This is a genomic window from Bradyrhizobium sp. BEA-2-5 (genome assembly GCF_032918025.1).
Taxonomy (GTDB): domain Bacteria; phylum Pseudomonadota; class Alphaproteobacteria; order Rhizobiales; family Xanthobacteraceae; genus Bradyrhizobium; species Bradyrhizobium pachyrhizi.
Window position 1 is genome coordinate 2052795 of sequence record NZ_CP136629.1, and the last position, 13370, is coordinate 2066164.

The 13370-nt window shown below is 59.8% G+C and carries 11 protein-coding genes; 9 read left to right on the forward strand and 2 right to left on the reverse strand.

Annotation, left to right across the window (positions count from 1 at the left end; translation table 11 throughout):
• From RX327_RS09605 to RX327_RS09620, 4 genes are read left to right on the forward strand one after another with little or no spacing between them, the layout of a single operon-like run.
• Entirely contained in the window at nt 1-654 is a 654-nt protein-coding gene (locus RX327_RS09605) for a PIG-L deacetylase family protein (protein ID WP_028333396.1), read from the forward strand.
• Nucleotides 594-1775, forward strand: coding sequence for a hypothetical protein (locus tag RX327_RS09610; RefSeq protein WP_160321819.1), 1182 nt, complete (start codon nt 594-596; stop codon nt 1773-1775). The genes RX327_RS09605 and RX327_RS09610 overlap by 61 nt, the downstream gene beginning before the upstream one ends.
• Complete coding sequence (locus RX327_RS09615) at nt 1738-3309, forward strand: lipopolysaccharide biosynthesis protein (RefSeq protein WP_157340716.1); 1572 nt, start codon at nt 1738-1740, stop codon at nt 3307-3309. Before RX327_RS09610 ends, RX327_RS09615 begins: the two co-directional genes overlap by 38 nt.
• Before the next feature lie 15 nt (nt 3310-3324).
• Nucleotides 3325-3813, forward strand: coding sequence for a hypothetical protein (locus tag RX327_RS09620; RefSeq protein ID WP_028333393.1), 489 nt, complete (start codon nt 3325-3327; stop codon nt 3811-3813).
• Nucleotides 3814-3829: 16 nt separating this feature from the next.
• Here the strand turns inward: RX327_RS09620 and RX327_RS09625 are convergent, their stop codons facing one another.
• Nucleotides 3830-5374 (reverse strand): hypothetical protein, encoded by a 1545-nt coding sequence (locus tag RX327_RS09625; RefSeq protein ID WP_152977915.1) that lies wholly within the window; start codon nt 5372-5374, stop codon nt 3830-3832.
• A 109-nt stretch (nt 5375-5483) separates the two neighbouring features.
• The gene (locus tag RX327_RS09630) at nt 5484-6617 is read right to left on the reverse strand and encodes a glycosyltransferase (RefSeq protein WP_050387498.1); all 1134 of its coding nucleotides are present in this window, start codon (nt 6615-6617) and stop codon (nt 5484-5486) included.
• Between the two features lie 580 nt (nt 6618-7197).
• Between RX327_RS09630 and wecB the strand changes: the two genes are divergently transcribed.
• The 5 genes from wecB to RX327_RS09655 all read left to right on the forward strand — a co-directional run bounded on the left by wecB (nt 7198) and on the right by RX327_RS09655 (nt 13140).
• A complete protein-coding gene (wecB, locus tag RX327_RS09635) occupies nt 7198-8415 on the forward strand; it encodes a non-hydrolyzing UDP-N-acetylglucosamine 2-epimerase (protein WP_082190795.1) in 1218 nt (405 codons plus the stop codon).
• 12 nt (nt 8416-8427) lie between these two features.
• Nucleotides 8428-10635 (forward strand): GumC family protein, encoded by a 2208-nt coding sequence (locus RX327_RS09640; RefSeq protein ID WP_050387496.1) that lies wholly within the window; start codon nt 8428-8430, stop codon nt 10633-10635.
• Between the two features lie 4 nt (nt 10636-10639).
• Entirely contained in the window at nt 10640-11626 is a 987-nt protein-coding gene (locus tag RX327_RS09645; protein ID WP_244482620.1) for a glycosyltransferase, read from the forward strand.
• 4 nt (nt 11627-11630) lie between these two features.
• Entirely contained in the window at nt 11631-12611 is a 981-nt protein-coding gene (locus RX327_RS09650; RefSeq protein WP_050387495.1) for a WecB/TagA/CpsF family glycosyltransferase, read from the forward strand.
• An 85-nt stretch (nt 12612-12696) separates the two neighbouring features.
• Nucleotides 12697-13140 carry a hypothetical protein gene (locus RX327_RS09655; RefSeq protein WP_152977914.1) on the forward strand — a complete coding sequence of 148 codons (444 nt, stop codon included), beginning with the start codon at nt 12697-12699 and terminating at the stop codon, nt 13138-13140.
• Nucleotides 13141-13370 lie beyond the last annotated feature (230 nt).

Consider the following 13370-nt stretch of genomic DNA (forward strand, 5'->3'; position numbering starts at 1 on the left):
ATGAGAGCATTGCAGCTTGCCAGGCCCGGAGACCATCTGTCGATCCTGTGCTTTGGCGCCCATTCGGATGATATCGAAATCGGCGCGGGAGCGACGCTGCTGGAGCTGATCGAGCGCGGTATCAAGCTGGATGTGCATTGGTGCGTTCTAAGCGGTGGCGCCATACGGGAGGCTGAGGCCAGAGCGTCGGCGGCTGACTTCTTGTCCGGGGCTGCATCCGCGAATGTCGAGGTGCTGTCGTTTCCCGATGGATTTTTCCCGGAGAGGGGAGAAGCCATCAAGGAATGGTTTGAATCGCTGAAGCGGCGGGTCGAGCCTGACGTCATTCTGACGCATCGCAGGGATGATGCCCATCAGGACCATCGCCAGGTCTGCCGCCTGACATGGAACACGTTTCGCGATCATCAGATCCTGGAATATGAGATTCCGAAGTGGGATGGCGACTTCGGTCAACCCAACGTTTACATGCCGGTATCGGCGGCGGCGCTCGATCGTAAGATTGAACTCCTGCTCAAGCATTTCGGGACGCAGCGATCCAAGCAGTGGTTCGATGCAGACACCTTTCGCGGCCTCGCACGGATTCGGGGCATGGAGTGCAGGGCTGCGGAACGCTTCGCCGAGGCATTTTTCGGGCGAAAATTGACACTGATCTGACGATGGTTGCGCGGACGTCGCGCAGCCGGCGAATTTCTGATTGCAGGGTATATCTCAAGGCGCACGATATGAGCACGCTATTTTCAAGTATCTTTCGCGCTGGTGACCTGGTGGAGGTCAGAAGCAAGGAGGAGATTCTCGCGACGCTGGATGCTAACGGCCGCCTGGAGGAAATGCCCTTCATGCCCGAGATGCTGAAGTATTGCGGCAAGACGCTCCGCGTCGGCAAGCGAGCTCACAAGACCTGCGATCCCGCGCTCGGTATCGGCGGCCGCAAGATGCTGAACACGGTCCATCTCGAGAACATCCGCTGCAACGGCGCGGCTCATGACGGCTGCGAGGCGGCCTGTCTGATATTCTGGAAGGACGCCTGGTTGAAGCCGGCGGGCGAGAAAGGGCCGTCGCCGAATGGCGCGGGCAAGCCGTTCGGGTCTGGCGGCTGCAGCGAGGAAACGCTGTGGAGCACGATCAAGCATCCGCCGAAGGTGGGCGAAACCGAGCCGACCTACGTTTGCCAGAACACGCAGGTGAAATTCGCCACGCAGCCCCTGAAGTGGTGGGATCCGCGACAGTATGTCGAGGACTACGCTTCCGGTAACGTTCGGCTGCAGGACCTCGTCGCCGGATTGACGTTCTCGGTCTGGCGTACGGTCACCGAAGCAGGGCTGGGCATCGGCACCGCGATGCGCTGGATCTACGACACATTCCAACGCTTCAGAGGTGGCGTACCTTATCCGATCAGGCCCTTCGGCGTGCCGGAAGGGAGCAAGGTCCCGCAGTCCCGGCTTGATCTGCAGGCGGGCGACGTCGTGCGCGTCAAGCCGTACAAGGACATCCTCGAAACACTGGACTGCAACTACCGCAACCGCGGCCTGTATTTCGATCCGGAGATGGTACCGTTCACCGAACGCGAGTACGAGGTCGAGAGGCGTCAAAAGCAGATCATCGACGAAGGTTCGTGCAAGATGGTCCGTTTCAAGACGGACGCGATCATCCTGAAGGATGTCGTGTGTGAGGCGCGCTATGCGATCTGCCGCCGCTTCTGCCCGCGCGCCATCTATCCCTATTGGCGGGAAATCTGGCTTGAGCGGGTACCTCAAAGCCAGAATCCAGCGAATTGAACGGGAACGACGCGTGCAGCGGAACGAACGTACCGATCAGTATTTTGCGGACAACAAGCCATACTCAGGCCTTGGCCGCAGGTCGCTGCACAGCGGCGTGGCGTTCATTGCTGCGCGCGGACTGAATATCTTCGTTCAGTTGGCCTCGACGATCGTACTGGCGCGGCTGCTCGGACCGCATGATTTCGGGTTGGTGGCCATGATGCTGGCCCTGATCGGCTTCGCGCCCCTTTTCGTCGATCTCGGGATGAGCGAGGCCTCCGCCCAGCGGAGCAGCATCTCACGAGCCGAGGTCAGCACGTTGTTCTGGCTGAATGTGCTGATCGGCGTCGTGCTGGCTGTCGTGCTGGCTGCGTCCGGTCGGTGGATAGCGCGTGCCTTCGGCGAGCCATCGCTCGCGGGCATGGCGTTGGCATTGTCGGTGACCTTCCTGATGATGGCTTTGTCGACGCAGCACTATGCGCTGATGCGTCGGGCAATGCAGTTTCGCCGCATCGCGATGATCGACATATCGGCGAACATCATTGGAAGCGCTGCAAGCGTCGGACTGGCGCTTTCGGGCTGGGGCTACTGGGCGCTGATCGCCAAGCCGATCATAACGTCGGCTTTGACCGTCGTGGGAGCCTGGACCGCCTGTCGATGGATACCGGGCAGGCCCAGGCTCACGCCAATGGTCAAGGAACTGCTGCGGTTCGGGCTGGGAGTGACCGGCTTCACCATGACGGATTACTTCGCTCGTTCGGCGGACAGAATCGCGATGGGGTATTTCCTCGGTGCAGGGCCGCTTGGCTATTTTCAGAACGCCTTCACGATCTACAACAACCTGCTGTCGATTCTCAGTGAGCCGCTGCATAACATCGCGGTGTCGGGACTGAGCAAGCTCCAGCACAGTGCAGCCGAACTGAAGCGCTCCTGGGAAGGCGCGCTGTCACTGCTTTGCTACTTTTCGGGGCCTGCCTTCGCCGCTCTGGCCGTGAGCGCTCATGACATCGTGATCGTGCTTCTCGGAGAGAAATGGTCTCCCGCGGGCCCCTTGCTCTGTATCCTTGCAATTCGAGGCATTGCCGACTGCATCGAGCGAACTCTCGGTTGGGTTCATGTTGCGGTCGGACGTCCCGATCGATGGATGCGATGGGGCATCTTCAGTGCGATCTGCCAATTGGTTGCGCTTGCAGCCGGACTGCCGTTCGGCGTGGTCGGGGTGACGATCGCCTACACGGTCACCATGTTCGTGCTGTTCGTTCCTGCGCTCGTCTACGCCGGCAGGCCGGTCGGGATCAGCATCGGGGACGTCCTGCGCGCGACTGCGCCGCAGACCATTGCTGCGCTGGTCGCCGTCGCGGTTGCTTTCTCGATACAGGAGGCATTTCTGCTGGAATTGCCGCGGTTGCTGCGAATCCCGGTCGCGAGCGTGATCTGCGTGACGGCCTACCTGACCGTCGTGGTTGGTGTCTTCAGGATCACGCGGCCACTGCAACTCGCGTGGTCCTTGCTACGCGATTTCGGCATCGTACGACTGCAAGTCAACTCCTAATCTTGGATTACGCCTATGACGTCCTTTGAGCGCTTCCTGATTAACTTGGACACCTGGTCCGCCGGGGCATTGCTAAGGATCGGCCTCGGCCTTTGCATTTTGCCGGTGTTCCGACTGCTGTCCGGCGGCGACGATCGTATCGTGGTCGTGTTGGCGATGTTCCTTGCTCTGCTGCTCGCGCTTCGCCTCGTGCCGGCCGTGTGCCGACGTGTTCTTCCGTTTTCGCGCGAAGCGAAAGATCTATGGTTCAAGCGGCGCAACCTTGGCAAGAGGTACGACTCCTACCAGTGGCAAAAGCTCTTCTGGATGGGTCTGGGCATGCTGCCCTACGCGCTGATCTCTCCTGGATTGGGGCGCGGGGAAATTATGTTGCTTGCGATCTGTACGATCGGCGGCGGAGCAGGGCTGCTGCTTTGGCGTAGGACCGGCCAGCTCAGCGTCGGTGCCGCCACTGCGAAAGCGACGAAGTTGCCGCCGGCCGCGGTCGCGTCGACGCCGCCCTAGGACCGGCCGCCCTATATTACGGGAGCCTGCGGCACTCGGTGAACCTGTCGCCGTCCGGCGTTTCCGCCCTCTCGAGGCAATGGGCCTTATCGGTAACCTTGCCGGCTACGACAAAGTCGTAGGCCTGGTTTTTGAAAACCAGCACGTAACGGCCGGGTGAGAGGACGAGATCGGGGTTCACTGGCTGCAGCTCGACCATCTCGCGGCTTTCAGGGACCGGCGCTACGGTCAGGTCGACGGAAACGGACCGGATTGCCCAGGCATCGTTGGCCATAGCGACTGCCGGTGACGACGGTGTTCGTGCGACCTGGGCGAGAATGCGCAATTGTGCGTTGTCGGGTGCGCTTGTCATAAGCTCGCGCTGATACACGACAAACGAAAGCGGGCCGTGCGGCACCACAACGGTGCCTGGCTTCGTGGTCAATACCGACACGGCGATCCGGCTGTCGGGAAGGCGGATGTTCATCGGCTCGAGCCGGATCATCCGCCCGTTGCTTGACGCAAAAATCCCGTATGTCGTCGGCAGTGAACGTGCGGGTGGTGCCGTTGCGGCTGCTTCGATCGGAGCACGATGTACGAAGGTGGCAATTGCAGGTTTCAGCTTGCGTCTGCCTTGCGGTGGCGGCTGAACGGGCGTCGCGTTCGAATGGCTGACAACCTGGGATGCTGTGCTGAACAGGGATGCAACATTGCCCCGCATGAGCATTCCGGTCCCAATCGCCAGCAGAACCGTTGTTGGAGCGAGGAACCATACAAAGTTGCGCACTTTCCATTCGCTGCTGACCGAACGTCGGTCCCGCGGCGAGCTCTGAAGTTCTTCCGCGATGAGCTTGTCGATCAGTATGATCTGCTGTTCCTGCACCGCGACGCTCGCCTCGGCAGTGCTTGTGTGCACGGGCGGTTGCACTGCTGGACGGATTGACGCCGGCGGCACCGAGTTCGGACCTGGGTCCGCGGCCGGACGGAATCCCTCTCCTTCATCTGCCTCAGGCGTGTACGTGGCTACCGCTGAGCCGGCATGCGAGTCCGATGGCGCTGGCTGCGTGGGGTTGTCGGATTCCTCCGCTGAAACATCGTTTGGATCGGCCGCAGGGGGGGCGGACTCGTCGTCTGGTCCGGCATCAGGCGGAGCCACATTTGTCCGACGGCCGATGTTCTCCGCGGCCTCATTCAGCCGCCGACTGACCTCATCCTGCGGGAGCGCAATCGGCTGCAGGTGTTCCAAGTCGGCGAGCTGGTGGGCTTCATTCGTCGGCCCACCGCTTGGCGAGCTCGGATCGTCGCCGAGGATCGTCGGTTGCTTGTCGGTCGGACTGTCTGGCGGCGGCTCGGCGGGATTTCGTTCCGGATTTACGGGCTCGCGCAGGCGGGCTTCGACGAATTGTGTCCAGGCGCCACGCCGTCGCAGAGGTGCAGCAAGCCTGTCTGCCTGACGTGGCAAAGGCGGCGCATTGAGGATGGCCGCCTGAGCCGAGGGGAGCTGACTGGAGCGTTTCATGCCTGGATACGCAGCTTGACGTTTGTCCGCCGTTGCGGACGTTCGCGACACCTTGGCGATCATATGAAAAGGATCGCCTACCTGCTGGGATGTAGCAGCCGCCGCTTAACAGGGCGTTAACCATAAACCGGCGGAAATGTCGCATTGCTCCGTATCACTCGAGGTGACGATTTCAGGCGGCTGCCGGCAGCTCAAAGGATCCGGCGATCTGGCGCAGACGGTTGGCTCGTGCGCTCATCTGGTCGGTGTGAGCAATACCGAGGATGTCGAATACCGTCTGTATACGGTAGAGCCAATCGTGCCGCAGCGCGGCTTCCCGGACGTTTGCGTTCTGAACCGCTCGCAGTCGCGCCGGGTCTGCGTCCAGCGCTTCGAGGACCTGGCAAATGTCCGGCGACTCGAAGGGCACGTGAATGACAGCATCGGGCCAGTCGAACTGCCGTGCAAACTCTTCGGTGCGCGGCGCTTCTCCGACCATCACTGCCCCGGCTGCAGCACCTTCATAATAGCGAGCGGAAATCTCGTCTCGGCCAGCCGTGAACTCCGGGTTGTTGACGTGGCTGCGATTGGCAATGAAATAGCGGCTGCGCTGCAAGATATTCGCAATCATGATGCGGTGTTCTTCCGGATTGTCGACCCGGAACGTCCTTTCCTTTCGGTTCGAACCGCTCGCCGCCACAGTGTCGTAGTAGTAGAAGAACCGCTCTCTCTCGGCGCCGGCCAGCAACGCGGCGTGGGTCGTCGCCGAACGACGCCCGATGTTGCACACGGCGATCGATCGCTGCTGCTCGGGTTTCGGCGCGAACCGCTCAACGTCGACCGCCAACGGCAGATAGCTGCACGGTCGACCTGCTATTCGCGCGATCTGCGATGCGCAGTGATGCAGGCCGACAAATATATGATCAAATCCGGACAGGAGCTCGATCAGATACTCCGGGATTTCGTCTGCCCAGACTTCAGTGATGAAGCACGCCGCCTTGCGACACCGCTTGCGCCAGTCGGGAATCGCCGCGAGCGCGTGGAGTTGATACGCATTGCTGAAGATCGGAAAGAACAGTTCGTAATCGCGTTGCAGCCGCAGCTGCGGCGGGGAGGGTGCCAGCACACCTGCCAGTTTGGTCGATCCTGATGCAAGGCGCGTCCACTTGTAGACCCGCCGCGAGAACTCCAATGCAGCGCGATCTTGAACATCGAACCGATCGGCGCGCGTCATCGCCGCCAAATTGTCCTCGAACTCATAGCTGAGACAAAATGCGACAAGATCGGAAATCCGACGCTGCGAGAGGAGTAAAACCTTGCCTTCCACGAGGCGCTGCCTCCGATCTATCAAATGCCGGAAAGTGCCGGCCACACGACTTCCGGAATCCCCCGACCAGGAGCGAGTTGCGCAGTGATCGTCGCCACGAACGGTGCCAATCTACGCAAGTCCACATACGCTATTTAATCTTGTTTTGTCCAAGTTTTCCCGAAATTGGATAATGCGAGTCTGTCATCGGAATTCATTGCACGCGCGATTGCACTCTCGCCGAGCTGTTGCGAATGCAAGCACGGGATGCACCGACGACGATTGCGAACGGTACAGCGAATGCGCGTTAACCTGGAGAAGTTAAATCTGGAACTCGCCGGCAGTAGGGAAGAACGTCAGCGGACAATGCGCGTTAACCCGAAAAGGTTAAATCTGGAACCGCCTGACAACAGCCGGCATCGATGATGCGCAACGCGCTCCGCGGCAACTCCGAGAATTAGCTATAAATTTCATTTAACATGCGCCGAGCCAACGTTGGCGATGAACGCGTCGGGAAAATCCGGTAGCGTGCCGCATCATTTCGACACGGCAAGAATATTCAACACGACAAAATTTTTGAACACAGGCGGCGTCGAGCTTCATGCGTATTCTTAGCGTATTTGGTACTCGTCCAGAGGCGATCAAAATGGCACCGCTTGTGCTGGCGCTGGGCGAAGCAGAAGGAATTGACACGCGCGTCTGCGTAACGGGCCAGCATCGTCAGATGCTCGACGACGTGATGTCGGCCTTCTCGTTGAAGGCTGACTACGACCTGAACATCATGCGACCCAACCAGTCGTTGAGCGAGGTGTTCAGCGCGGTCATGACTGGAATCGATCCGATCATCGCCGACTACAATCCGGACTACGTTCTTGTACAGGGCGACACCGCAACCAGTACGGCGGCTGCACTTGCCGCGTTCTTCCGGTCGGTCAGTGTCGGGCATGTCGAAGCGGGATTGCGAACCGGCAATCTCATGAGTCCATGGCCGGAGGAGGCCAATCGGCGGGTCACTGCCGTCGTAACGACGAGGCATTATGCGCCGACGTTGCGTGCGCGTTCTGCCCTGCTGAAGGAAGGGTATCCGCCAGACGCCGTCATTGTCACCGGCAATACCGTGATCGACGGGCTGCTTCGTATGGCTTCAAATATCTCTCAACCGGGCGAGCTTCGCCGGTCGCTTGAAGCGAAATACTCATGGCTCGATACCTCGAAGCGGCTCGTCCTCGTGACCGGACATCGGCGCGAGAGCTTTGGATCCGGGTTCCGGCAGATCTGCGAGGCATTGAAGACGATCAGTCGGCGGGACGATATTCAAATCGTGTATCCCGTTCATCTGAATCCGAATGTGCGCGGGCCGGTATTCGACCATCTGCGCGATGCGTCGAATATCTTCCTGATCGAGCCCCTCAACTATCCCGAGTTCGTCTACCTCATGACGCGCTCGTATCTCATCCTCACCGATTCCGGTGGGATTCAGGAGGAAGCACCGGCGCTTCGTAAGCCGGTACTCGTCATGCGAGATACCAGCGAGCGGATGGAGGCCGTTGACGCCGGCGTCGCTCGCCTGGTCACCACCGACCCGGTTCGTATCGTCGCAGGCGTCGAACGCCTGCTTGATGTGCCAACGGAGCACGAAGCCATGTCTCTCGGTGCCAATCCATTCGGTGACGGGCGAGCCAGCAAACTCATCGTGCGTGATCTTCTGAACGTCCGTCGGCCGCAACGTCCAACTGATCACATCACGAGCGTCAATGGCTTTCCGACTGCCGAGATGCAGTCGCGGCCGACACCACCACTCTCCCAACCGGCGCACTGATCAAACGAAGCCATGGACACCAGAACCAATCAATTGGTTATTCAGGAATACGGCCAGCAGCTCGCTGAGGATTACGCTGTGCCAGCGGTGGCCCGGCCGACTTTCGGCCTGTGGGACGTCGTTGACGTTCTACGCCGCGAATGGCGGTTGCCCGTTATCGGACTGTTGATTGGGCTGGCGGTCGCCGTGGCTTCCGTTGTTGTCATGAAGGCGCCCTACAAGAGCAGTGCACGCATCCTCATCGATCGAAGTCTCAATCGTTATCTGCAGACCAACAAGATCGTGGATCAGCCGACGATGGACGAAGTGGAGGTCGGCAGCCAGCTCTACGTACTGTCATCAGACAGGGTCCTGCTTCCGGTTATTCGCTCGCTGGGTCTGGCCAGTGATAGCGAGTTTGCCGGGCGATCTGCGCTTGGCAGCGCCGCAGACGGGAACTCCAGCACGGCGGAAGCCAATGCGGCCGCTGAACGAGCTGCTCTCGAAGCCCTGTTGAAGCGCGTGACAATTGCGCGAGAGGATGTCGCCAACGTCATCAATGTGACGGTCGAGTCGCAGAGTGCGGAGAAGGCCGCGAAGATCGCCAACGGCATCGTGGATAGCTATCTCGCATCCCTTCAGGACGCAAAATTGAGGTCAACGCAGAAGGTGAGCAAGTGGCTGCAGGAGCGGCTGATCGAGCTGAAGAAGCAGGTGGCCGATGCGGACAAGGCGCTGCAGGACTTCAAGACGGCTAACAATCTCAGCAGCACTGGCGCTCAGGATACCGAGCTCTTGGCAAGTCTGAATACCCAGCTGATGAATGCCAAGTTCGCGGCAGTCGAGGCAAAGGAACGCCTCGACCGGATCAAGCGGACAGAGGCAAACGGGATTCCGTCGGCCGTGTCGACGGACGCACTATTCAACGACAAGCGAGCGGCAGTCATCAACTTCGCGCTCAACAACAGCGAACTTGCACGTCTCCGCACGCAAAAGCGCGACCTTACGTCTCGGCTTGCGGAGATGGAAGCTCGCGTCGGTCGCAAGCACGTGGCTGTCGTCAAGCTTCGTGCGCAGCTCAACAGCGTTGACGCCGCCATTCGGTCCGACGAGGGGCGCATTACCGATTCCTACGCCAGCGAATACGAAGTCGCCAAGGCGCGACAGACCGAACTCGAAGACACCGCCGCAAAGCTTTCCGCGGAAACCGGAAGCCAGCTGCGCGAACTCGAGAGCGCCGCCGAGGCGCTGCGCAATCTCTATAGCGGATTCCTGCAAAAGCATAAGGAGATCGAGGCGGCGCAGGCGGAGACGCTTCCGGCCCAAAGTGCGCAGATCATCACGAGAGCAGTTCCGCCGCTGACCAAGAGTTCCAAGAAAACCCTCATCGTGGCGGCAGGCAGCATTGTTCTCGGTCTGTTTCTCGGCATAGGCTCTGCCTTCGGACGCGAATGGATGGCGGATGTGTTCCGTACGCCCAAGGCCGTCGAACAGGTAACCGAGACGCGGTGCATCGGACTGCCCTTCGTCTATGCTGGTCAATTGCCAATCGAGGAGCATGTCCTTGCTGCCCCCTTCTCGCGCTTCGCGGAAGGTCTTCGCAATGTGAAGGCGATGCTCGACCATTCGTCGGCCTCGACCGGGGGAAAGGTCATCGGCGTCGTGTCGGCGGTTTCGAAAGAGGGAAAGACTGTCGTTGCCGCCAATCTTGCCGCGCTCATATTGTCGTCCTCTGGATCGCGCACGCTGCTGATCGATGCCGACCTTCATCTCCGGAATCTCACGACTGCACTTTCCCCGGATGCGAAGGTCGGGCTTTTCGAAGCGCTGGAAGATCCGTCCCGTCTTGGCGAGTTTGTTTGCAAGCGGCCGCATTCGGGGCTGGATGTCCTGCCGAATGCTTGCACCCTTCGGATTCCCAACGCTGCTGAACTCCTGGGGTCGCAGGAGATGGAAAACCTGCTTGCGGTCGCACGGAAGTCTTATGACTACATTGTAGTGGAGGTGGCGCCGATCATGTCGGTCGTCGATGCAAGGCTGATCGAACGCTTCATCGACGAGTTCGTCTTCGTTGTGGAATGCGGTCAGACCAAGCGCACAAGCGTGCTTGAAGCCTTGTCGGTAACGCAGCTCATCCGTGAGCGCGTGTCGACCATTGTGCTCAACCAGATCGATCCCGTCGAGCTTAGAACCATCGAGGCAAGAAATGGCGTCAGGTCCGAAGGATATTACCGGGAGTAGACCTGTGGACGAGCTTGACAGCGCTTCAGTGTCCCCGCACGGCGTAGCGCCGCGCAGGTATGTGCTGATTTCGCCCTGCCGCGATGAGGGGCCCTATCTCCGCCACACGCTGGATAGCGTGGCTGCACAGTCGGTGCCGCCTGCGCTGTGGATCGTCGTTGACGACGGATCTACCGACGAGACGCCACGGATCCTGGAAGAGTATGCGGCGCGATTGCCTTATCTGCGCGTCGTGCGCCGTCAGGACCGCGGCCACCGGCGGGTAGGGCCCGGCGTGATTGAGGCGTTCTACGATGGTCTTGATCAAGTGCCGCTCGGCGACTTCGACTATTTGTGCAAGCTAGATATGGATCTCATCCTGCCGCCTCGCTACTTCGAACTGCTGATGCAGCGGATGGAAGGCAATCCGCGCGTCGGGACGACCTCGGGCAAACCCTGGTTCGTTCATCCCCAAACCGGCGATCTCGTGCCCGAGATCTGCGGTGACGAAATGTCGGTTGGGATGACGAAATTCTATCGGGTTGAGTGCTTCGAGCAGATCGGGGGTTTCGTGCGACAGGTCATGTGGGATGGCATCGATTGCCACCGCGCCAGAATGCTGGGCTGGATCGCGGAGAGCGTCGATTCAGAGCCAATTCGATTCGTCCACCTTCGTCCGCAAGGGGCCAGCCAGAAGAGCATCTGGGCGGGCAGAATTCGTGCTGGCTTCGGTCAGTATTTCATGGGCACTTCGCCTTTTTACTATCTGGCGGTGGCGGCTTCCCGCCTTCGCGCGCACCCAATGTTCATCGGAAGCGTCGCGATGCTCTGGGGTTACTTCAGCAGCTGGGCAAAGGGGTTGCCGCGCTATAATGACCCCGAGTTCAGACGTTTTCTTCGTACGTATCAGCACGCGTGCCTGAGACTGGGTAAACGAGCTGCGACGGCTCGCCTGGACGCCGAGCAAGTGGCTCGGTGGCAAGCCAGCCGGCAATCGCCGCAGGGGAGTTGAGCAGATGAAGCAACACGCGAGCCTATTGGGCGTCGAATTTGATGCGGTTACGCTCGGTCAGGCGGCGCAGCGCTGTGTCGATATCTGTCTCCGCTCGAACAATTCTCACGTCGTGATGACGATCAACGCGTCGCATCTCTGCATGATGCGGCGAGACGTGGAGTTGGCGCACGCATGTTCCGCGGCAGATATGACGGTGGCGGACGGTATGCCGGTGGTTTGGGCAATACGAGCGTCAGGTCAACACATGCCGGAACGCGTGGCCGGCATCGATCTGATGGAAGGACTTTTAAGGGGTGCCGCGTCCAACGGACTTTGTGTCTATTTTCTAGGGGCGCACCAGGAAGTCGTCGAAAAGCTCGTGCGCGTCTGCGAGGCGCGCTTTCCACAGCTGAAGATCGCTGGTTTTCGGAACGGCTACTTCGGTCCGGACGAGCACGAAATTATCGTCGATGAGATACGAGCCAGCGGCGCCCACATTCTTTTTATCGGCTTGCCGTCCCCGTTCAAAGAGGTGTGGAGCGAACGCTATCGGGATCGGCTGCAAGTTCCCGTCATCCTGGGGGTAGGCGGCAGCTTCGACGTCTTGGCCGGCTTTATCAGGCGCGCTCCTCGGCTATTCCAATCGCTCGGTCTCGAGTGGTTCTGGCGCCTGATGATGGAGCCGCGCAAATTATGGCGGCGATATCTTTCCACCAACAGCGAGTTCATCTGGCTGGCGCTCCGCGACGTGGTGGCGCGCAGGGCTTACGCCGCCCGTCCGGAGAGAGCGATCGCCGGATCGACAAGCGTGGTGCGGAGAGACGACCGAAACGTGGGTACGGAACGCAGGGTAGCTGATCGGCGAATTCTTGTCCGGCGAAGGAGCAACGTGCGGGATTCGCGGGTTCCGATGCCCGATCGCCGGCGCGGCATAGAGCGACGTATCTCAGAGCGTCGGGCACGGTCGGCTAATGCTCTCAAGGGTATCGAGGTGAGCGCCTGACGTATCGGCTGACCCACCAGGATCAGTGATCCCAAGCAGGCAGCTCAGCGATTCGCTTCATGGCGCAAGCGCGGGAAGCATCAAAGTGATTAAACCGCCAAGCAGCACCGATTCCTTCGGGTACGATAACGCAGGCCAACCCATAGTCGTTAAGCTAAAGCCCGATGTGTACGTATTCGGGTATGAGTTTTGCCACGTTCTGCAAACGCTGATCAAACACGGCTGCGTGCCCGCCGAGTTCATCTATGAGGACGGAGGGGCGCTCATCCTTATTTTTGATCCCAATGAGAAGAAAGCGGAACTATGGTCAGGATGGTGGAGGTGCGACAAACCCGACATTTACTCCATCATTGAACCAGAGCATCGCGGGCTCGTGGATCAAATGTTCGAAACCGCAGATGCCTTCATGGAGTTTTCGCATGCTCGATCTCCTCAGATCGAGCTGATCCCAGGCCAGATCCAAAAGATTCAAAGATCAGAGGCTGCGGTTTTCCGCGGGCACGCTCCCCTTCGTCCTCGACCTCTATAAAGAGCTGCTTCGGCACAGCGCGCATTGGAAGCGTTTTTCTGAGTGTTGGGGAATGGCGGCGGCGCTCCCCGGCTACCACGGGCTACGAATTCCGCCACGCCAAGCGTCGATCCTCCACCATTGCACAATCCGGACAGCAGCGGCGGCTCAGAAATTTGAGGTCGAAGCAAGTCGAGGCGGAGCACCGTTGTCGGTCAATTTCGAACAGCCTGTTGCGACCCTCGTTACGG